Origin of the sequence: Kitasatospora sp. NPDC127067 (assembly GCF_042724755.1) — a bacterium.
GTDB lineage: Bacteria > Actinomycetota > Actinomycetes > Streptomycetales > Streptomycetaceae > Kitasatospora > Kitasatospora lactacystinica.
This window is the reverse complement of sequence record NZ_JBHXEM010000076.1, coordinates 15,011-34,813: the sequence shown is the minus strand read 5'-3', so window position 1 is coordinate 34,813 and position 19,803 is coordinate 15,011. Positions and strand designations below refer to the sequence as shown.

The following is a 19,803-nucleotide window of genomic DNA, read 5'->3' as shown; positions in this document are numbered from 1 at the left end:
CGAATACCATCCGACCTGCGTCCGAAGCACATCGCACCCGCCCCCGGCCGGGGTCAACGGTCCGTCAGCCGTCGCACTGCTGGAGCATGGCCTTCTTGTCGGCGTCGGTGACGGGCAGCTGGTACTTCAGCGAGACCTGGGCGAAGCGCACCGCGTAGGAGCAGCGGATCCCGGTGTCGGCGGGCAGCCAGGCGGCCGGGCCGGAGTCGCCCTTGGAGGCGTTCTGCGAGCCGTCGGCGGGGATCAGGTTGAGCGGGTCGTTGGCGATCTGGACGCGCTTGGCCTTGTCCCACTTGCTGGCGCCCATCTGCCAGTCGTAGGAGAGCGGCATCACGTGGTCGATCTGGATCTTGGAGGCCTGCTGCTTGGTCCACTGGACGCTCTTGCCGGTGTACGGGTCCCAGATGGTCATCGCGGTGACCGTGCAGTCCGAGCCGTCCTTGTGCTCGACGCCGGTGCCGTCCCGGGCGAGCAGGTCGTTGCGGGTGTCGCACTTGTTGCCGCCGAACGGGACGCCGTCGACGTTGTCCGTCCAGGCGGGGCCGAACTCGTTGCGGTCGTAGCCGTCCTTGGTGCCGACGGCGGCGGTGGCGACCTTGGCGATGACGTCCCGGCCGGCCTTCCGCTCCTCGGGGGTGGTCAGCGGCGCCAGGCCGGGCTTGGTGCCGTCCGGGTTCTGCAGCGGGCTGGTGCCGGTGGCCCCGGCGACAGCGCCGCCACCGGGCTTGGGGCCGGTCGACTTGTGGTCGCGGCCGCCGATCAGCCAGCCGACCAGCGCGAGCGCGCATATCAGGAACACGGTGGCGGCGGACAGGGTGGTGCGGCGGGCGGGCACGGAGAACTCCCGGGATCAGGGGCGGGGTGACGGCGAACCAGCAGATCAGCCGCCCCGAGAGCAGGTCAAGCCGACGCCACGGGCCGGCCCGGAGCATGTCGAAGCTCACACCCGCTCATGCCGCCCCGCCCCGGCGGGGCGTTCAGCCGCCGATGGCCGACATCGGACGGTCGGGCCGGACGAACCGCGCGCTGCCGATGGCGTGCCCGGGCCCCTTGCCCGCCACCGCCAACGACACCCGCAGATCGGTGTGGACCCGGCCGAAGCGGTCCACCGGCGGGCGGGGCGCGGCCCCGGGTACGGGTGGGGGTGCGGTGTTCATCGCCCCAGTACAGGGGGCCCGGGCCCGGCCCGGCCAGCGGCCGAACCGCCGGGCCGCGGCCGCCGCGCGCGGCTTCCCCTTGTGGCTTCCCACAATGCGCGCCCCGGCCCGGACCGGGCAGGCTGGCCCCATGCAGACTGCGCCGACACCCGCCGGACCGGGCCCGGTCGCCGCCCTGGTCCTGGCCGCCGGGGGCGGGCGGCGCCTGGGCGGGCGGCCCAAGGCACTGCTCCGGTACGGGGGCCGGCCGCTGGTGGAGCACGCGGTGGCGGTGGTCCGGGCCGGCGGCTGCGCGGACGTCACGGTGGTGCTGGGCGCGCAGGGCGGGCGGGTGCGGGCCACCGCGCACCTGCCGGGCTGCCGGCTGGTCGGCAATCCGGACTGGGCGCAGGGCATGGGCTCCTCGCTGCGGGCCGGCCTGGCCGCCCTGCCGCCGCACGCCACGGCGGCGCTGGTGATGCTGGTGGACACCCCGGGCGTCACCCCGGCCGCGGTGGCCCGGCTGCTGGCCGCCCACCGGGCGGGCGCCGAACTGGCCGCGGCGGCCTACGGCGGGCGGCGCGGGCACCCGGTGCTGATCGGCGCCCGGCACTTCGCCGAGGCGGCGGCGGGCGCCCGCGGCGACGCCGGGGCCCGCGCCCTGCTGGCGGCGCACGCGGCGGAGCTCGTCCTGGTCGAGTGCGCCGACGTCGCCGCCCCGGACGACCTCGACACGCCCGCCGACCTGGCCCGCTGGTCCGCCGGGTGAACGTCCCGGTCCGGCCCGCCGGACATCCCCCTCGGGGAGGATTCCGCCCCCACCCGAGCGGGCAGGATCCCCTGATCCGTCCCTGAGGATTGCCTCATTCCGCGCCCGGCGCCGGACATTTCGGGGAGCATGGGAAACGTCCCACCCACCCGCCCCCGACGGACGGAGCCCGCGATGGCCGGACTGCCCGACGACTTCACCGGACACGACCCCACGCGGCCGGGGCCGGGCGGTGGCGCCCGGGCGATCCGCTGCCCCGCCTGCCGCCGCGAGCACCTCTACGAACCTCCCTCCCTCCCCTGCCCGTGCGGGGCCTCGCTCAAGGTGCCGCTGCTGCGCGGCGGGGTGCCGGTGCAGGTGCGCTTCCGTTCCTGGGAGGACTCCTGGCTGAGCATGCGCTGCCCGCACTGCGGCCGCTCCGACCAGTGGCCGCAGCCCGAGTTCACCTGCAACTGCGGCGCGACCGTCCGGCTGCCGGTGGACCGCGCCACCCGCCTGGGCGGCGGCACCGCCGCCCCGCTCGCCGCCCCCGGCCCGCAGGCCGCCCGCCCGTACCCGGCCCACCCGATGAACGCGCCCGCCCCGGCCCCGCCCGCACCGCCCTCGGCCGGCCGCCCCCGACCGTTCCGCCACCGCGCGCCGTTCCGCCCCCATCCGGTGCGCACCTCGCAGGACGCGGTGTTCACCGCCGCCCGCTACCTGGAGTGGCTGGGCTTCGACGACCTGGAGCTGACCGAGGCCCAGGAGCGCGACGGGGTCACCCTGCTGGGCAGCCGGATGGTCGCCCAGGTGGACACCTGGACCGAGCCCGCCGACGTGAAGTCGGTCGAGTGCCTCTGGCTGCAGACCCTGCACGCCGAGGAGATGGCCGCCGCGATGTTCACCCTCGCGGGTTATTCGCACCAGGCCACCGTGCGCGGCGAACAGCTGCTGGTCGCCCTGTTCAGCCTGGACCTGGCGGGTGTGCCGCAGCCCGCGAACGGCGCCGCCGAGGCCCTGATGGAGACCGGCTGGACCTCCTGACCCACCGGGCGGCCCGCCGGGCCGCCCCCACCTCCGCCCCCACCTCCCCCTCCCGTGTCTCCTCCGGCGTCTCCTCCCGTGCGCACCCCTAGATCATTTTTCCTCCAAAAGCAACAACCTTCGCTCGTGATCTGGTGCACAAGCTCACCCCCGTGTTGAATTGCGGCCACAGCGCGGGCCTTTCGCCCTGCCGTCGCCATGCGTGCGGGTCGTGGCGGCAGGGCCTCAGGGGCAGGTCCGCGCGCTTGCCGGATGGCGCACACAAGGAGGTGGCGTTGTCGGAGCACGGATGGAACCCGAGCGGCCCGGAGGAGCGGGGGCGGGCGGCAGCGGAGGAACCGGGCGACACCGTGTGGCGGCTGAGGTCCCGGGGGTGCTGGCAGGAGGCCGCCGAACTGCTGCGGCCAACCGCCGAGCACGACCCGGAAGCGGCCCTGGGGCGGGCCGAACTCCTCATCGAGCAGTGCCTGTTCACCGCGGCGCACTGGACCCAGGCGGAACAGGCGCTGCGCCTGGCGGAGGCACTGGCCTCCGGCACCGAGCAGCGCGCGGCCGCCGCCTGCGCCCGCGGCTTCCTCGCGTACGTGGCGAGCGTGCTCGGCCCGCGGGACCGGCTGGACGAGGCGCAGGCCGCGCTCGGCCGCACCTCGGCGCTGCTGCCGCCGGACGCCCCGGGCCGCCCGCTGCTGGACTTCCGGCGCGGACTGGTGGCCGAGAACCTGCTGCGCGACCGCAGCGCCGCGTGGATCGCCTACCGCCGGGCGCACGAGGGCGCCGGCGAGCGCGGGGACGAACTGCTGCGCTCGTACACCTGGCGACACCTGGCCGCGCTGGCGCTCTCGCGCGGGGACCGCGGGAACGCCCGGGAGGGCTTCGAGGCCTCCCTGCGGCTGCGCGAGCAACTCGGCTTCACGGTGGGGGTGGCACCGGCGCTCGCGGCGCTCGCCGAGGTGTCCGAGCCGCCCGAGGCCGCGCGGCTGCGGGCCGAGGCGGCCCGGCTGGTGGCCGGCCTGGGCGGGGTGCCGGTCTGGCTCGCGCGCCAGTTGGCCGCCTCCCGTGCGCCGGGGCCTCCCTCGGACGGGCGCATCGCGAGCGAGACCGGAGGAACAATCAGCTAAGGTGAGGCTAACCTGGCCGGGGGGAGCAGTACCCCGGCCAGGTCGCCTTGCCGTTCCCCGGGCACCGCCATGCCCCGGTCCGGCCGCGTCCGACGGGCCCGTGCCGCCGGGCACCGCCGGGCGGACCATGGGCGCCCCGGTCGACCCGATGGGGCCGCCCATGACCGCGAGCAGCACCCGGCCCGGCCCCAGGCCGCGCGCCCCCCGCACCACCGGGGCGCGCACCGCCGTCCCCGCCCCCGCTCCCACCACCCCGGGCGCTCCCTCGTACCACCGGCTGTCCGGACTCACCCCCGTTCTGACGGTGCGCTGCGCCCCGCCCCGGCGCCGCGACGGCTGGCTGCCCGCCGCCGACCTCACCACCCGCCCCGAGGCGGTGCGCGAGCTGATCGCCCACGACGCCCGGCAGGGCCTCGCCCGCTACGGGCAGCCGCTGCGCCCGGACGTCGCGGCCGGCTTCGGGCTGCACCGCTTCGTCTGGCCGGTCTCGCTGCTGTTCACGCTGCCGTGGTTCCTGGAGCGGCGCGTCCCGCTGCTCGCCCTGCGGGACGTCGCGCTGCGCAGGCGCCCCGACGCGGTCGAACTGACCGTCCGCGCGGCGGAGTTCGCCTGCCTGCCGGAGGACCCGGCGGCCGGCTCCGGGCGGGCCCGGACGGTGCCGGACGAGCCGGCGCTGGCCGCCGCCCTGCGGTCCGCCCTGGGCACCTTCCTGGCCCCGGTGCTCACCGCCTTCGGCCCGGAGGCCCGGCGCGGACCCCGGGTGCTCTGGGCGATGGCCACCGACGCGGTGGTGGAGGGGCTCTGGTACGCGGGCGGGCTGCTCGGGGAGCGGGAGCGGGCGCGCACCGAACTGACCGCGCTGCTGGCGCCCGGCGGGGTCCTCGACCCCGCGCGCACGCCCGGCGCGGACGACCGTCCCGCCCCGGCCCCGGCACCCTTCACCCCGGGCGCCGGTTTCGCGCCCCCGGCGCCCGGGGCGGAGAGCGCCCCGTCCCCGGACCGGTCCCGGGCCAGCTGCTGCCTCGTCTACACCGCCGATCCGAGGGACATGTGCGGCGGCTGCCCGCGCGTCACGCGGCGTTGACGAAAAGCCGTTCGACATCGGGTTCGAAAAGCCCGCCATTCCTGGAAAAACCCACGTCGCATTCCTATGACCATGCGATGGTCACCGGGTCAGAAATCCCTCTCCTCAGCGCATTGACGGCGAATCGGCCATTCCTCCGCGCGGAATCCGCCATGATGGTCCCCGCCATCACGGCGCAGAAAAGCGACGCAGGAAAGCGAGGCCGGTTCCGGCGATGAAATTGTCCGACATACCGCTCGGATGGGCGATCACTGTGGTCGTGGGGCTGCTGGTCAGCGCACTCCTGGTGGCCCTGCTCCGCAGCCGGGGGGCCACCTCCTCCACCGCCGGCCCCGATTCCTGGGAACGTTCCGAGGAACGGCGCCGCCGCAAGGAATCCCTGTACGGCGGCGCCTCCTACACCCTGTTGTTCTGCTGCGCCGGCGTCGCTGCCGCCCTCTCCTTCCACGGCCTGGTCGGCTTCGGCGTACAGAACCTCGGCCTGTCCGGCGGCTGGGAGTACCTCGTCCCGTTCGGGCTCGACGGCGCCGCGATGTTCTGCTCGGTACTCGCCGTCCGCGAGGCCAGCCACGGCGACGCGGCGCTCGGCTCCCGGCTGCTGGTCTGGCTCTTCGCCGGCGCCTCGGCCTGGTTCAACTGGGTGCACGCCCCGCGCGGGCTGACCCACGCCGGCGCCCCGCAGTTCTTCTCCGGCATGTCCCTCTCGGCGGCGATCCTCTTCGACCGGGCGCTCAAGCAGACCCGCCGGGCCGCGCTGCGCGAACAGGGCCTGGTCCCCCGCCCGCTGCCGCAGATCCGCATCGTCCGCTGGCTGCGCGCCCCGCGCGAGACCTACGCGGCCTGGTCGCTGATGCTGCTGGAGAACGTCCGCAGCCTGGACGAGGCGGTCGACGAGGTGCGCGAGGACAGGCGGGAGCGCACCGTCGAGAAGCAGCGCCGCAAGCTGGCGGGGCGCCGGGAACGGGCCGAGATCCGGGCGATCAACCGCTCCAACAGCGCCTGGCGGCGCGTCGGCGGCGCGACGGCACGGCGGCTGGAGTCCGGCCCGGAGCCCGCCGTGGCCGCCGTGGCCCCCGGAGCGGGGCGTCCCGGGGTGGAACGGTCCGCGGCGGAGCGGGTCCGGGCCGAGCGTCCCGGGGTGGAACGGGCCGCCGCGCCGCGCGAGGTGGAGCCGGCCGAGGGCGCGGTCGTCCAGCCGGGCCTGCCGGCGCGTCCGGAGCGGCGCACCATCGACCTCACCATGGAGGAGGACACCGTCACCCTGCCCCGGCTGGACTCGCTGGAACGCAAACTGAAGGACCTGGAGCAGCAGTTCGGCTGATCCCCTCCGGCCCGGTCCCCCCGGGGCGGCGCACCGCCTCCCCGGGGAGGCGGAACCGAACAGGGGTCAGGCCGCTGCCGCCGCCGTCCCGCTGAGTTCGAACCACATCCGCTTGCCGGTGCCGCGCGGCTCCACGCCCCAGGAGTCCGCGAGCGCCTCCACCAGCATCAGCCCGCGCCCGGAGGAGGCCTGCTCCCCCGGCGTCCGGCGGGTCGGCCAGAGGTCCGACTCGTCCTCCACCTCGACCCGCAGCCGGGCCCGGCCGCCGTCCGCCTCCGGCTCCCGGTAGAGCCGGGCGGTGAACATGGCGTCCCGGTCGGTGTGCCGGATGGCGTTGGTGACCAGCTCGGAGGAGAGCAGCTCGGCGGTGTCGATGAACTCGGCCACGCCCCAGCGACGCAGCGCGTCGCGCAGCTCGGCCCGCACCTCGGCCACCCGCGCCAGATCGGCCTGGCCGATCCGGCGGCGCAGCTGCTGGGCGGTCAGGCCGCCGGCCGGGCCGTCCCAGCGCAGGAGCAGCAGCGCTATGTCGTCCTCGCGCTCGCTGGAGTCGGCGGCCTCGGAGGCGATCCGGTCGGCCAGCTCCTCCAGCGGGTCGCGGGCGGCCTGCGCGGCGTCCGGCAGCGGGCGGGCGAGCGCCCGGGTGAGCCGGGCGACGCCCTCGTCCAGGTCCATGCCGCGCGCCTCGACCAGGCCGTCCGTGCAGAGCAGCACGGTCTCGCCCGGGTCCAGGCTGAACCGGGTGACCCGGTACTCCTGGTCCGGGTCGATGCCCAGCGGCAGCCCGCCGGCCACCGGCACCACGGCGGCGGTGCCGTCCGCGCGGCGCACCACCGGGTCGAGGTGGCCGGCCCGGACGGCGTAGACCACGCCGTAGTCCACGTTGACCTCGGCGTAGGCGCAGGTCGCGAAGTGGTCGGTGTCGAGGTCCGCGAGGAAGCGCGAGGCGCGGGCCATCACGGCGGCGGGTGGGTGGCCCTCGGCCGCGTAGGCGCGCAACGCGATCCGCAGCTGGCCCATGATCCCGGCGGCGTGCACGTCGTGCCCCTGGACGTCGCCGATCACCAGGCCGACGTGTCCGCCGGGCAGCGGCACCACGTCGTACCAGTCGCCGCCGATCTGGAGGCCGGAGCCGGCCGCGAGGTAGCGCACCGCGGTGGTCACGCCCGGGACGGACGGGACGGTGCGCGGCAGCATCACCCGCTGGAGGCCGGCCGCCAGCTCGTGCTCGGCGTCGTGCAGCCGGGCCCGGGCCAGCGACTGGGCGACCAGCCCGCCCAGGGTGGTGAGCAGGGTGCGCTCGTCCGCGTCGAGCTCGCGCTCGTCGTCGAAGCTGACCACGCACACGCCGATCGCCCGGCCGCTGGCCACCAGCGGCAGGTACGCCCAGGAACCCCGGCCGCTGCGGCTGGTCGGCTCCCACACCTCGGGGTAGCCCTCGCGGAACTCCTCGCGGGTCGAGACGAAGACCGGCGTGCGGTGGCGCAGCGCCTCGGCCGCCGGGTGCCCGGGCGGCAGCACGGTGCGGTCCCAGACCGCCAGCGTGTCGGCGCGGTAACCGGAGGCCCCGAGGATCTGCGCCCGGCCGGCCTCGAAGGAGGCCAGCACCAGGCCGTCCGGCGGCAGCCCGGGCAGCGGCAGCTCGGTGAACACCCGGGCCACGTCACGCACGGTGACGGCTTCGGAGAGGGCGCGCGCCGCCTCCTTGATGAACCGGGAGCGCTCCTCGCGCAGCAGCGCCATCCGGTCGGCGTGGTCCCGCTTGTGCAGCTCGACGGTGGCGTCCCAGACGAAGCCGACCATCCGGGAGGCCCGGCCGAAGGCGTCGGCGAGCACCCGGCCGCGGAAGCGCACCGCGCGCATGCCGCCCTTCGCCCCGACCGTGCGGTAGTAGGCGCCGCACTGGCCCAGCTCGGCCACCGCGCGCTCGACCCGGCGGCGCACCACGGGCGCGTCCTCGGGGTGCAGCAGGGCCAGGAAGGAGGCGGCGGTGCGGTCGAAGCGACCGTGCTCCAGGGCGTCCAGTCCGACGATCGTGCAGGCCCGCTGGTCGCCCTCCAGGACGTCGCGGCGGATGTCCCAGTCGAAGGAGCCGATGCCGTTGGCCGCCATCGCGGGCTCCAGCCAGTCCGGCATGGTGTCCGCGGAGGACGGCGGCAGTCCGCCCGACAGCACGGGCGCCAGCCGGGCGGCGGCGAGGCTCGGCGACGGGCGCACCGCGGAGCCGCGGCGCGTGGGCTGGGCGGGCGGCCGGGCCCGGCCGGTCCCGGTGGTGGTGGCGCCGGCGACGGGCTGCCCGGGAGTGCGCGGCTCCGGGGCGCCCGGCTGCTCGGCGACGCGCGGCTCGACGGCCCGCTGTCCGACCGCTCGCGGCCTGGCGGCTCTCGGATCGACGGTGCGCGGCTCCACGCTTCGCGGTTCCACGGTTCGCGGCTCGACGGCGGGCGCCGCGCCGGGAGGAAGTGCCGGCCCCGGCGACTCGGGCTCAGTGGGCATGCTGCTCCTGCCGCTGCCGTGGCGGACCGCGCCGACCGTCCGGACGGGCCGCATGGCGGTGTGATGGGTCGTGCTGGATAGGACGGTGCGACGGACGGTGGCCAGTCGAGGTTCGGTCTCCCCGCTGCTTCCCGCACGTGGACACACATTCCCACCATCCTGGCCAATGTTCGGCCGAGCGGCAATGCCAACGGGCCGGAAACCTTTCGTTCCGCCTTCTGTTCCGGGCTTCCTTCGACAGCGAATCAATCGACGGCGAACAATCGTACGACCCCGGCGGCGGGCCCGGTAGCGACCCCGGCGGCGACCCCGGAGGCGGGCCCGGGGCCGTCGGGCCGTGGCCGTCGGGCCGTGGCCGCGCCGATGCCGAGACCGGTGCCGATGCCGATGCCGATGCCGATGCCGATGCCGAGAGACTGTGCCGGCGCCGGGGCCGGGATCAGGGCGTGGCGAGTTCGAACCAGGTGACCTTGCCGTCGCCGCGCAGCTGTACGCCCCAGGAGTCCGCGAGCGCCTCCACCAGCAGCAGGCCGCGCCCCGAGGTCGCGTACTCGGCCTCCGGATCGCGGCGGCGCCCGGGAAGTCTGCTGGTGCCGTCCTGCACCTCGATCCGCAGCCGGTGGTCCGAGTCGAGCACCGCGTCGAACACCGCGCCCTTGCCCGTGTGCAGCAGCGCGTTGGTGACCAGCTCGGAGGAGAGCAGCTCGGCGGTGTCGGACAGCTCCGGCACCCCCCAGTGGCTCAGCGCCGAACGCAGCCGCCGCCGGACCGCGCCCACTCCGACCAGGTCCGCCGGATCGAGCGTGAGGTGCAACCGCCGGTGCAGGGCACAACCCGGAGCCGGTGCACCCGGCAGGGTCGTCCCGGTGCTGCCGGTCGGCCCCTGGACCGGCCCGGACCGGTAGGCGTCGCCGGAACTCGTCCGCTGCCGCGGGAATCGCGACTGACCGTCCATCAACCCATGCCCCCGCCCTGAAATCCGGGCCCCCGCCTCCGGATCCCCCGCCGGCCGGGTGGCCCCCTCGTTCTGACCACTCATCCTCATGCCCAGTTGACGGCGTTTGCAACAGTGTGCGTCCGATCACGTGGGGTGAAAGGGGCACGGAGTGGTTCGCGTGATCCAACTGCCCGCGCCGGACAGGTTTGCGAAGCGCAGAGGCGATTTTCGAGGGCGCCGCCACCCGATCCCGCGCACACCCGGCGCCTGTACGGACCGCGCGCCCGACCGCGCGCCCCCGCCCCGCTCCCGCCGCGCGCCGGGGCCGGGGCCGGGCGGCGGGTCCGGGCGGCGGTCCGCGGACCCTCCCGGCCCGCCACCCCCGTCACGCCCCTCACCCCCATCCCCCGCCCAGCAAGCCGAACCCCCGCGGAGCGGCAACGCTGGACAGGGCGGCCCGGTGCGGGTTCAATGACCCGAGATGTTTGAACGATGTTCTAACATCACCCCTGACAGCCCCCAGGCCCCCGAGCCGACCCCCTCCCCGGCGACCGCGAGCGAGGAACCGTGCGACTGACCCCCACCGAGCGGGACCGGCTGCTGATCTTCACAGCAGCCGAGCTGGCCCGCGCCCGCCGCGCCCGGGGCGTGCGCCTCAACATCCCCGAGGCCACCGCCCTGATCGCGGACGCCGTCTGCGAGGCCGCCCGCGACGGCCGGCGCCTGGCCGAGGCCATCGAGGCCGGCCGCTCCGTGCTGACCGCCGACGACGTCCTGCCCGGCGTGCCTGACGTGGTCACCGTCGTCCAGGTCGAGGCCGTCTTCGAGGACGGCACCCGCCTCGCCGTCGTCAACGACCCGTTCAAGGGCGCCGGCTCGCTCGGCGACGAGGCCCCCGGCGGCGCGCTGATCGGCGACGGAGCCGGCTACGACCCGGTCGAGGAGACACTGCTGCTCCCCGTGCACAACACCTCCGCGGTGCCGATCTCGGTCACCTCGCACTTCCACTTCTTCGAGGCCAACCCGCGGCTCGCCTTCGACCGCGCCGCCGCCTACGGCACCCACCTGGCCGTCCCGGCCGGCTCCTCGGTGCGCTTCGACCCCGGCGCCACCGTCGAGGTCGGCCTGGTGCCGATCGGCGGCGGGCGGGTCGCGATCGGTTTCGCGGGGCTCGTGGACGGCCCGCTGGACGCGCCCGGCGCGAAGGAGGCCGCCCTGGCGAAGGCCCGCGCCACCGGCTACCTCACCCACTTCGACGACGCGGAGGTCGAGTCGTGACATCCATCACCCCGCACGACTACATCTCGGTGCACGGCCCGCGCGCCGGGGACCGGGTCCGGCTCGGCGACAGCGGACTGATCGTCCGCGTGGAATCCGACTCCCAGGCGCCCGGCGACGAGTTCCTGGCCGGCTTCGGCAAGACCGCCCGCGACGGCCTGCACCTCAAGCCCGCCGCGGTCCGGGACACCTGCGACGTCGTGATCAGCAACGTGCTGGTGATCGACGCGATCCAGGGCATCCGCAAGACCTCGATCGGCCTGATCGGCGGCCGGATCGCCTCGATCGGGCGGGCCGGCAACCCGGACACCCTGGACGGCGTGGACGTGGTCGTCGGCACCGGCACCACGATCGTCTCCGGCGAGGGCATGATCGCCACCGCCGGCGCCATCGACACCCACGTCCACCTGCTCTCGCCGCGGATCATGGAGGCCTCGCTGGCCTCCGGCGTCACTACCATCATCGGCCAGGAGTTCGGCCCGGTCTGGGGCGTCGGCGTCAACTCGCCCTGGGCACTGCGCCACGCCTTCAACGCGTTCGACGCCTGGCCCGTCAACATCGGCTTCCTGGGCCGAGGTTCGTCCTCCGACGAGGCCCCGCTGATCGAGGCGCTGGCCGAGGGCGGGGCGTCCGGCTTCAAGGTGCACGAGGACATGGGCGCGCACACCCGCGCCCTGGACACCGCGCTGCGGGTCGCCGAGGAGTACGACGTCCAGGTCGCCCTGCACACCGACGGGTTGAACGAGTGTCTGTCGGTCGAGGACACCCTGAAGGTGCTGGAGGGCCGGACCATCCACGCCTTCCACATCGAGGGCTGCGGCGGCGGACACGTCCCCAACGTGCTCAAGATGGCCGGCGTGCCGAACGTCATCGGCTCCTCCACCAACCCGACGCTGCCGTTCGGCCGGGACGCCCTCGGCGAACACTTCGGCATGATCGTCTCCGCGCACGACCTCAAGGTCGACCTGCCCGGCGACGCCGCGATGGCCCGCGACCGCATCCGGGCCGGCACCATGGGCGCCGAGGACGTCCTGCACGACCTCGGGGTCATCGGCATCACCTCCTCCGACGCCCAGGGCATGGGCCGGGCCGGCGAGACGGTGCGCCGCACCTTCGCCATGGCCGGCAAGATGAAGGCCGAACTCGGCCCGCTCGACGGCGCCGGCTCGTACGGCACGACGGAGAGCGGCGACGACAACGAGCGCGTGCTGCGCTACATCGCCAAGCTCACCATCAACCCGGCCATCGCCCACGGCCTCGCGCACGAGGTCGGCTCCATCGAGATCGGCAAGCTCGCCGACATCGTGCTGTGGCGCCCGGACCACTTCGGCGCCAAGCCGCAGCTGGTCCTCAAGGCCGGATTCCCCGCGTACGGCGTGGTCGGCGACCCCAACGCCTCCACCGACCGCTGCGAACCGCTCGTCCTGGGACCGCAGTTCGGCGCCCACGGCGCGACCGCCGCCGACATCTCGGTGGCCTTCGTCGCCCAGGCCGCCGCCGACGGCGCGTACCTCGACCGGGCCGCCGACGGGCTGCCCACCCGCCGCCGCCGGGTCGGCGTCCGGGGCACCCGCGGCATCGGACCGCGCGACATGGTGCGCAACGCCCGCGTCGGCCACGTCGAGGTCACCGAGACCGGGCTGGTCTCGCTCGACGGCTCGCCGCTGCGCTCCGAACCCGCGGACAGCGTCTCGCTCAGCCGCCTCTACTTCCTCTGACCCCCCCGCGCTCCGACCCCCCGCGCCAAGGCCCCGGACCTCTTGAGGACTCGATGACGACCACCCCCACACCCGCCTCCCTCGGCTACCGGATGCCCGCCGAGTGGCACCCGCACGAGCGCACCTGGATGGCCTTCCCCACCACCAACCCCACCTTCGACGGCCCCGAGCAGCTGCACGCCGCCCGCCGGGCCTGGGCCGCCGTCGCCGACACCATCGTCGGGTACGAGCCGGTGACGCTGATCGTCAACACCGGTGAGACCGAGGAGGCCCGCAAGTACGTCTCCGAGCGGGTCGACATCGTCGAGCGCCCGCTGAACGACGCGTGGATGCGCGACATCGGCCCGTCCTTCCTGATCGACGGCAAGGGCTCGCTGGCCGCCGCCGACTGGATCTTCAACGGCTGGGGCGCGCAGTCCTGGGCCCGCTGGGACAAGGACCAGCACATCGCCGAGCACATCGGCGAACTGACCGGGGTGCAGCGCTTCGCCTCCCGGCTGATCAACGAGGGCGGCGGCATCCACGTCGACGGCGACGGAACGGTGCTGGTCACCGAGACCGTCCAGCTCGGCGAGGGCCGCAACGCCGACTGGACCAAGGAGGAGGTCGAGGCCGAGCTGCACGCCTTCCTCGGCACCACCAAGGCGATCTGGCTGCCGCGCGGACTCACCCGTGACTACGACGAGTTCGGCACCCGCGGACACATCGACATCGTCGCCTCCTTCGTGCGCCCCGGCGTCGTGGTCGCCCACGTCCAGCCCGACCCCTCGCACCCGGACCACGAGGTCTGCCGCGAACTGGTCGCCGTGCTGCGCGCCTCGACCGACGCCCGGGGCCGGCCGCTGGAGGTCGTCGAACTGCCCGCCCCCACCGTCCTGCTGGACGAGGACGGCGAGCCGGTCGACTACTCCTACATCAACCACTACGTGGCCAACGGCGCGGTCGTCCTGTGCGCCTTCGACGACCCGCGCGACCAGGAGGCCGCCGCCATCCTCGCCGAGGCCTACCCGGGCCGCACCGTCGAACTCGTCGACGCCCGCGAGATCTTCGCGAACGGCGGCGGCATCCACTGCATCACCCAGCAGCAGCCGAAGGCGCTCTGACGCCCCGTCCGGGCGGGGGCCCCGCGCCCCCGCCCGGACGGCTTCCGAGGCCCCGTTCCACCGAGGAGACCCGCACATGGCCGACCCCCGCCCGCGCCGGCCGGCCCGCCCCCGCGAGGAGGTCTTCGCCACCGCCCGGGCCGCGATCGCCGAACACGGGCTCGCCAAACTCACCATGGCCGGGCTCGGCAAGCAGCTCCAGATGAGCGCCGGGCACCTGCTCTACTACTTCGGCAGCAAGGACCAACTGCTGCTGGAAACCCTGCGCTGGAGCGAGGAGCAGCTCGGCGCCCGCCGCCGCGAGGCCCTCGCCGACCGCATCCTCGACCCCTGGCAGCGCCTCGACGCCTACCTGCGCCTCTACCTGCCGGAGGGCGCGGGCGACCCGCGCTGGATCCTCTGGGTCGAGGTGTGGGGCCGCTCCCCCGCGAGCGCCGAGATCCGCCAGGGCCAGCAGGAGATCGAGGCCCCCTGGCACACCGACCTGGTCGCCCTCATCGAGGAGGGCGCCGCCGCCGGCCACTTCACCCCCGGCCCCGCCGCCGACCGCGCCCTGCAGATCCGCGCCCTGCTCGACGGCCTCGCCGTCCCCATCGCCATCGGCCTCCCCGACGCCCACCGCCCCGCCGCCCTCACCCAGGCCACCGCCGTCACCGGCATCCTCCTGCGCACCTGAACCCGCCCGCGGCTCCCGCCCGCGGCCGCGCGAGAAGTCGGCCCGGCCGACTTCCTGCGCATCACCTCGGTGGGGCGGGCAGAGAATATGCAGACCGGTCTACAGACTCGCCCTCGGCGCGGCCGGTGCCGAGGTACCTGCGCACGCGCGCCCGGGCGGGGGTGGGGCCGGATTGGGTCTTCGGGCGGGTTGGGGTCGGGGGTGGCACGGGGTCACTCGGTCCAGATGGCGGCGGCCGTGCGGTCATCGGCGTAGCCCTTGGCGCGGACCTGGACCTGGCGGAGGAAGTCGACGGTGCCCGGCGGGTGGGGGTGGGCCCAGTGGGTGGAGAGGAAGTGCGCGACGGCCGGCTCGTCGGCGATGGGCCGGGCGAGGCCCGGAGTGCACAGGAGGAGGATGTCACCCGGCGTCGCGGGGACGAGCCGGAAGCGGAACGGGCGCGGGCCGGGCACCGGGGCCTCGGGGAACGGCGGCTGACCGTCCGGGTGGTGCAGCAGCCGGGCCGCGTAGGCGTCGATCCAGTGGCCCGAGCGCAGCAGGTAGAGCCCGCCCGGACCGACGCCGAAGGCCGCGCGGTAGCCGGCCTCCGGGTCCAGCGACACCATCAGGCAGTGCAGCGACGCCGGGGACGGGGTGTCGTCCCCCTCCGGCTGCGGCGCCAGGGCGCGCAGCGGGGCGGCCGCACCGGTGGCCAGGCGCTGGAGGCCGTAGCGGAGCCGGTCGCGGGCACCGTCGCGCAGGTCCGCGGCCAGGCCGGCCCGGCTGCGCCCGATCGCGGCGGCGAGCTGGTGGCACGCCTCCCCGCTGGCGGCCGCGATCGCCTCCGGGGTGACCATCTCCTCCTCCGCGGCTCCGCCCGTACGGTCGAAGCCGCCGAGGACCGCGAGCAGCAGCCCGTCCGGGCCCTCGCCGAACCGGGTGACCAGCAGGGAGTCGCGGCGCGGCTCGCCCCGGTAGCGCGCGGAGTCGCCCCGGACGGAGGCGGCGCGCAGGACGGACGGACCGTACTGGGCGCCGTCCAGCACGGTGTCCGGGACGAGCGCGCGCAGTGCGCCCGGGTCCGCCTCGGGTACGGTCGTCGGCTCGGGTCCGTAGGTCGGCGGGCGCTCGCCGACGTGCGGGACCGCGGCGCCGCCGTCGGCGAGCGGTGCGCGGACGGCCAGGCGGGGGTCGGGGACGGCGGCGGTCTGGGCCACGGGCTCCGGGTCGGGTTCCGAGGCGTGGACGGGTTCGGGCTCGGGGGCGGAGCTGGGGGCGGGGGCGGGCGGCTCGGACTTCTCCGCCTCCACCAGCGGCACCAGTTCCTCGGGGGGCTCGGGCTGCTCGGCAACGGCGGGTTCGGGGTCCGGCTGCGCCGGTTCGGGGGCGGGCGGCGGGGTGGGCTTCTCCAGCGAGACCGGGTCCGGGTCCGGGACCTGCTCGGGTTCGGGTTCCAGTTCCGGTTTGGGTGCGGGTTCCGGGTCCTGCTCCGGGTCCTGCGCGCGCGCCGTCCTCGGTGCGTCGTCGGCGAAGTCGGGGGCCTGGAACCGGTGGGTCTCCGTGGAGGTCCGCTGACGCCCGATCCCCTCCGCTCCGCCGATCACGCCGACCGCGGTGTCGAACCAGTCGTCGATGCTGTCCCGGCCCGCCGTGCCGTCGGGCTCTCCGGAAGCCGCTACGGCCGCCTCCGGCTCGGGCTCGGGCTCCGATGCCGGTTCCGGTGCCGGTTCCGGTGCCGGTTCCGCCGAGCGCTGCTGCCCGATGAGCCCGGCCGCCGTGTCGAACCAGTCGTCCACGCTGCCGTCCCCCGGGTCGGCGTGCGGGGTGTCCGGGAGGGTGCCCGTCGGACCGTCGTAGACGGCGTCCCACCAACCGTCGTCCGGCCGGTGCGGCTGTGCGGGTGCACCCTGCTTGCTCATCTGGCGGCTCCTGGTCGTTCCGTGGTCGCGCCGCCCCCGGCGGGCCGGGCTGACGACATTGTTCTCCACCTGCGACGACCCTGTCCGGGTTTCGGCGACAACCGGTCACCCACCGGAACATCCCGGCCACCGCGCTCACCAGGCTGTTCACCAGGGGGTTCGCCGGGCCGTCCACGGTGGCGTCGCCCGGTCGTCCGCTCCCGTTCCGTCCGTGCTTGCCGGATGTGTCCGGAGCAGGGCGTTTCCTGGCCATCCGGGTGTGCGGGCCCCCGAAAATGAGGGCCGATGGGGGGCATCGCATCACTCGTTCGGCTGATTAAATGTGCGCATGACCGCGTCGGCCCCCAGTTCGCCCCGACCGGGGAGGGCCGCATCGGCGGGCCGCCCGGCAGGTGGGCTGTTGGTCCTGCTGCTCGTCACGCTGTTGACGCTGCTGCCCTGCGCGGGCCAGGCGAAGGCGGTGGACGGCTCCGGCCAACCGGCGCCGCACGCGGCCCCGGTCAGCGCCGTCACCGTCGTCAGCGTGGTCAGTGTCCAGGTCGCCACCGGGCACTCCTCCTACACCGGCCACGCCGCGAAGGTCACCGGGGCCGCGAAGTCCTCGGACCACCACCGGACGGCCGAGGAGCAGGGGCACTGGATCCTCTGCACCGCCGACGGCCAGCCGCCGCGCAACAACGGCTGCTCCAGTCACCCGTACTGCTCGCAGGACGCCCAGCTGCCGAACCCGCCGCCGCAGCCGCAACCCGCCGTGTCACCGCTGACCCCGGCCGCGCCCGAGGCGCTGCCCCGGGTGGTGCCCACCGGTCTGCTCGACGGCGCGCACCCGGTGCCCGATCTGCACGAACTCCAGGTCCACCGGTCCTGAGTGGAACCCACCGCCGGCGCAGCCGCCGACGGATCCGTTTCTCCTCTCACACCAGCTGACCGCCGCCACCGACCGGTGCGGCGGGGACAAGGACGACCACCATGGGTTCCGCCTCCAAGCAGTCCAACAAGCCCGGCGGCAAGCAGGACGGCCTCGACCGCCGCGCCCGGATCGCCGAGCTGCGCGCCGCCGAGCAGCGCCGCGACCGCCGCAACAAGATCGTCGCCTCGGTGGCGGCCGGCGTGCTGGTGATCGGTGCGATCGCCACCGGCACCTGGATCGTCATGGACCAGAACCAGAAGAAGAAGGACAAGGAGACCGCCGCCAGCGCGGACATCCCGGGCGTGAAGACCTTCGGCGAGCTGAGCCGCACCCACGTCAAGGACAAGGTCACCTACCCGATGACCCCGCCGGTCGGCGGCGACCACAACGCGATCTGGCTGGACTGCATGGGCCACGTCTACGACCAGCCGGTCGAGAACGAGCGCGCCGTCCACTCGCTGGAGCACGGCGCCGTCTGGGTGACGTACAACGGCAAGGCCACGCCGGACGACGTCAAGACCCTCTCCGACAGGGTCAAGAAGACCCCGTACTCGCTGATGAGCCCGTACCCGGACGAGCAGGGCACCATCACCCTGAACGCCTGGAGCACCCAGCTGACCGTGGACAGCGCCAGCGACCCGCGGGTCGAGCAGTTCTTCACCAAGTACGTCCAGGGCAAGCAGACCCAGGAGCCGGGCGCCTCCTGCACCATGGGGCAGATGTGACCGCCGACGCGGGCCGCCCCGGCGAGGCCGTGACGGCGGACAGCGCGGGCACCGTGGACGCCGTGGACGCCGTGGACGCCGCGGCGGACGGCGTCCAGGAGGTGGGGGCCCCACGCCGCCGCCGCATGTGGTGGCCGGCCGCGCTGGCCGCCGCCGTGGCGCTGGCGCTCGGGGTGCCGGCCCTGGTGGCGAGCGGGACCTCGGCGTCCGGCTCGTCCACGCTGTCCGTCCCCGCGAACGACTCCCCCGAGGCCGGGTTCGCCCGCGACATGGCGACCCACCACCAGCAGGCCGTGGACCTGTCGTTCGTGGTCCGGGACCGCACCGCCGACGAGCCGACCCGCACCCTGGCCTTCGACATCATCAACACCCAGGCCAACCAGCGCGGGATGATGATGGGCTGGCTCGACCAGTGGGGGCTGCCCCAGCACTCGACCGCCACGCCGATGGCGTGGATGAAGATGGGCCACGAGTACCAGGCCCACGACGGTTCGCTGATGCCGGGCATGGCCACCAACACCCAGATCGCGAAGCTGCGCACGCTCAGCGGGCGGGACGCCGAGGTGTACTACCTCCAGCTGATGATCGAGCACCACAAGGGCGGCGTCGAGATGGCCCAGGGCTACGTCGACAAGGCCCGGAACGATGCCGAGAAGCGGCTCGCGCAGTCGATGGTGGTCGCCCAGACCTCCGAGCTCCAGCTGATGACCGACATGCTCAAGGAGCGCGGCGCCGAGCCCGGCGTGCCCGCCTCCTGAGTGCTCGTTCCGCGGGCTCGCCCTGCGACTCGTACGTGTCCCTCGGGTCCGGGTGTCCCCGGGTCCCACAGGTCCCGTACATTCCGTACGTCCTGTACGTCCCGCAGGTCCCGCAGGTCCCGCGTGTCCCCGGACGGCCGGGGCGCCGGCGGGACGGTCCCGTACCGTCCCCGCCGCGCCCCGGCCGTCCGCCGTCTTCCCCCACACCCCCACCCCTCCGGAGAACCCTCGCATGACCCCCGACGCCCCCTGGCTGATCGCCGGCCTGGGCAACCCCGGCCCGTGGTTCCGGCTCACCCGGCACAACGCGGGCTTCCTCGCCGTGGACCGGCTGGCCGAACGGCACGGCGCCCGGTTCCGCCGGCGCGGGATCGCCACCCTGGTGGCCGAGATCGCCGTCGACGGCCACCGGGTGCTGCTGGCCAAGCCGCTGTGGTGGTCCATCAACCTGTCCGGCCGCCCGGTGGCCGCGCTGCTGCGCCGCCACGGCGTCCCGGTCGAGCGGCTGGTGGTGGTGCAGGACGACCTGGACTTCGCCTTCGGCTCCGCCCGGCTCAAGCGCGGCGGCGGCCCCGGCGGCCACAACGGGGTGCGCTCGGTGGGCGAGGTGCTCGGCACCCGGGACTTCGTCAGGCTGCGGTTCGGCATCGGACGTCCGCCGAAGGGCCAGAGCGTCGGGGACTTCGTGCTGAAGAAGTTCTCGGAGGAGGAACTGGCCGCCATGCCAGGCGAGTTGGACCGCTGCGCGGACGCCCTGGAGACGCTGGTGCGGCGCGGCCTGAACCGCGCCCAGGACGCCCTGAACGCACCGGGGCCCCCGCACGCCCGTACCGACGCGCGGTAGCGGGGCCCC

Annotated in this window: 18 protein-coding genes; 13 read left to right on the top strand and 5 right to left on the bottom strand. The window is 75.0% G+C overall.

All coding sequences use genetic code 11. From position 1 onward, the window contains the following. Positions 1-64: 64 nt before the first annotated feature. Both ACFWJ4_RS26810 and ACFWJ4_RS26805 read right to left on the bottom strand, forming a co-directional pair. Entirely contained in the window at positions 65-835 is a 771-nt protein-coding gene (locus tag ACFWJ4_RS26810; protein ID WP_359907996.1) for an HNH endonuclease family protein, read from the bottom strand. 142 nt (positions 836-977) lie between these two features. Next, the gene (locus tag ACFWJ4_RS26805; protein WP_380547928.1) at positions 978-1,157 is read right to left on the bottom strand and encodes a hypothetical protein; all 180 of its coding nucleotides are present in this window, start codon (positions 1,155-1,157) and stop codon (positions 978-980) included. A 130-nt stretch (positions 1,158-1,287) separates the two neighbouring features. Between ACFWJ4_RS26805 and ACFWJ4_RS26800 the strand changes: the two genes are divergently transcribed. From ACFWJ4_RS26800 to ACFWJ4_RS26780, 5 genes are all read left to right on the top strand, one after another. After that, positions 1,288-1,905: an NTP transferase domain-containing protein gene (locus ACFWJ4_RS26800; RefSeq protein ID WP_380547906.1), complete on the top strand. Its 618-nt coding sequence runs from the start codon at positions 1,288-1,290 to the stop codon at positions 1,903-1,905. A gap of 174 nt (positions 1,906-2,079) precedes the next feature. After that, positions 2,080-2,928: a hypothetical protein gene (locus ACFWJ4_RS26795; RefSeq protein WP_359908005.1), complete on the top strand. Its 849-nt coding sequence runs from the start codon at positions 2,080-2,082 to the stop codon at positions 2,926-2,928. A 275-nt stretch (positions 2,929-3,203) separates the two neighbouring features. Then, positions 3,204-4,046, top strand: coding sequence for a hypothetical protein (locus ACFWJ4_RS26790; protein WP_380354328.1), 843 nt, complete (start codon positions 3,204-3,206; stop codon positions 4,044-4,046). Positions 4,047-4,206: 160 nt separating this feature from the next. Then, on the top strand, positions 4,207-5,130 hold the full coding sequence (locus ACFWJ4_RS26785; protein WP_380547903.1) for a (2Fe-2S)-binding protein: 924 nt from the start codon (positions 4,207-4,209) through the stop codon (positions 5,128-5,130). A gap of 214 nt (positions 5,131-5,344) precedes the next feature. Next, positions 5,345-6,451 carry a DUF2637 domain-containing protein gene (locus tag ACFWJ4_RS26780; RefSeq protein ID WP_380547900.1) on the top strand — a complete coding sequence of 369 codons (1,107 nt, stop codon included), beginning with the start codon at positions 5,345-5,347 and terminating at the stop codon, positions 6,449-6,451. Positions 6,452-6,517: 66 nt separating this feature from the next. Here ACFWJ4_RS26780 and ACFWJ4_RS26775 read toward each other — a convergent pair whose 3' ends face one another. Both ACFWJ4_RS26775 and ACFWJ4_RS26770 read right to left on the bottom strand, forming a co-directional pair. After that, positions 6,518-8,860, bottom strand: a complete 2,343-nt coding sequence (locus ACFWJ4_RS26775) for a SpoIIE family protein phosphatase (RefSeq protein ID WP_380547897.1) — start codon at positions 8,858-8,860, stop codon at positions 6,518-6,520. Between the two features lie 526 nt (positions 8,861-9,386). Then, positions 9,387-9,761 (bottom strand): ATP-binding protein, encoded by a 375-nt coding sequence (locus tag ACFWJ4_RS26770; protein WP_380547894.1) that lies wholly within the window; start codon positions 9,759-9,761, stop codon positions 9,387-9,389. A gap of 690 nt (positions 9,762-10,451) precedes the next feature. Here ACFWJ4_RS26770 and ACFWJ4_RS26765 point away from each other — a divergent pair. From ACFWJ4_RS26765 to ACFWJ4_RS26750, 4 genes are all read left to right on the top strand, one after another. Beyond that, positions 10,452-11,162 carry an urease subunit gamma gene (locus ACFWJ4_RS26765; protein ID WP_359908019.1) on the top strand — a complete coding sequence of 237 codons (711 nt, stop codon included), beginning with the start codon at positions 10,452-10,454 and terminating at the stop codon, positions 11,160-11,162. Beyond that, the gene (locus ACFWJ4_RS26760) at positions 11,159-12,880 is read left to right on the top strand and encodes an urease subunit alpha (RefSeq protein WP_380547891.1); all 1,722 of its coding nucleotides are present in this window, start codon (positions 11,159-11,161) and stop codon (positions 12,878-12,880) included. The genes ACFWJ4_RS26765 and ACFWJ4_RS26760 overlap by 4 nt, the downstream gene beginning before the upstream one ends. A 53-nt stretch (positions 12,881-12,933) precedes the next feature. Continuing rightward, positions 12,934-13,983, top strand: coding sequence for an agmatine/peptidylarginine deiminase (locus ACFWJ4_RS26755; RefSeq protein ID WP_380547888.1), 1,050 nt, complete (start codon positions 12,934-12,936; stop codon positions 13,981-13,983). A gap of 76 nt (positions 13,984-14,059) precedes the next feature. Continuing rightward, positions 14,060-14,659 carry a TetR/AcrR family transcriptional regulator gene (locus ACFWJ4_RS26750; RefSeq protein ID WP_380547885.1) on the top strand — a complete coding sequence of 200 codons (600 nt, stop codon included), beginning with the start codon at positions 14,060-14,062 and terminating at the stop codon, positions 14,657-14,659. Between the two features lie 212 nt (positions 14,660-14,871). On the opposite strand, the gene ACFWJ4_RS26745 is transcribed toward ACFWJ4_RS26750, so the two are convergent. Next, positions 14,872-16,557, bottom strand: coding sequence for a hypothetical protein (locus ACFWJ4_RS26745; RefSeq protein WP_380547882.1), 1,686 nt, complete (start codon positions 16,555-16,557; stop codon positions 14,872-14,874). Positions 16,558-16,957: 400 nt separating this feature from the next. Here ACFWJ4_RS26745 and ACFWJ4_RS26740 point away from each other — a divergent pair, with 400 nt between their 5' ends. From ACFWJ4_RS26740 to pth, 4 genes are all read left to right on the top strand, one after another. Then, the gene (locus ACFWJ4_RS26740; RefSeq protein WP_380547879.1) at positions 16,958-17,425 is read left to right on the top strand and encodes a hypothetical protein; all 468 of its coding nucleotides are present in this window, start codon (positions 16,958-16,960) and stop codon (positions 17,423-17,425) included. A 101-nt stretch (positions 17,426-17,526) separates the two neighbouring features. Next, positions 17,527-18,192, top strand: coding sequence for a DUF3105 domain-containing protein (locus ACFWJ4_RS26735; protein WP_380547876.1), 666 nt, complete (start codon positions 17,527-17,529; stop codon positions 18,190-18,192). Between the two features lie 125 nt (positions 18,193-18,317). Next, on the top strand, positions 18,318-18,950 hold the full coding sequence (locus ACFWJ4_RS26730; RefSeq protein ID WP_380547925.1) for a DUF305 domain-containing protein: 633 nt from the start codon (positions 18,318-18,320) through the stop codon (positions 18,948-18,950). A 232-nt stretch (positions 18,951-19,182) separates the two neighbouring features. Beyond that, positions 19,183-19,794 (top strand): aminoacyl-tRNA hydrolase, encoded by a 612-nt coding sequence (gene pth, locus ACFWJ4_RS26725; protein ID WP_380547873.1) that lies wholly within the window; start codon positions 19,183-19,185, stop codon positions 19,792-19,794. Positions 19,795-19,803 lie beyond the last annotated feature (9 nt).

Bases quoted from the DNA above. Each gene is read 5' to 3' on its own strand.
- ACFWJ4_RS26805 (WP_380547928.1), bottom strand. From the start codon at position 1,157: ATGAACACCGCACCCCCACCCGTACCCGGGGCCGCGCCCCGCCCGCCG.
- ACFWJ4_RS26800 (WP_380547906.1), top strand. From the start codon at position 1,288: ATGCAGACTGCGCCGACACCCGCCGGACCGGGCCCGGTCGCCGCCCTG.
- ACFWJ4_RS26795 (WP_359908005.1), top strand. From the start codon at position 2,080: ATGGCCGGACTGCCCGACGACTTCACCGGACACGACCCCACGCGGCCG.
- ACFWJ4_RS26785 (WP_380547903.1), top strand. From the start codon at position 4,207: ATGACCGCGAGCAGCACCCGGCCCGGCCCCAGGCCGCGCGCCCCCCGC.
- ACFWJ4_RS26780 (WP_380547900.1), top strand. From the start codon at position 5,345: ATGAAATTGTCCGACATACCGCTCGGATGGGCGATCACTGTGGTCGTG.
- ACFWJ4_RS26755 (WP_380547888.1), top strand. From the start codon at position 12,934: ATGACGACCACCCCCACACCCGCCTCCCTCGGCTACCGGATGCCCGCC.
- ACFWJ4_RS26750 (WP_380547885.1), top strand. From the start codon at position 14,060: ATGGCCGACCCCCGCCCGCGCCGGCCGGCCCGCCCCCGCGAGGAGGTC.
- ACFWJ4_RS26745 (WP_380547882.1), bottom strand. From the start codon at position 16,557: ATGAGCAAGCAGGGTGCACCCGCACAGCCGCACCGGCCGGACGACGGT.
- ACFWJ4_RS26735 (WP_380547876.1), top strand. From the start codon at position 17,527: ATGGGTTCCGCCTCCAAGCAGTCCAACAAGCCCGGCGGCAAGCAGGAC.
- ACFWJ4_RS26730 (WP_380547925.1), top strand. From the start codon at position 18,318: ATGTGGTGGCCGGCCGCGCTGGCCGCCGCCGTGGCGCTGGCGCTCGGG.
- pth (WP_380547873.1), top strand. From the start codon at position 19,183: ATGACCCCCGACGCCCCCTGGCTGATCGCCGGCCTGGGCAACCCCGGC.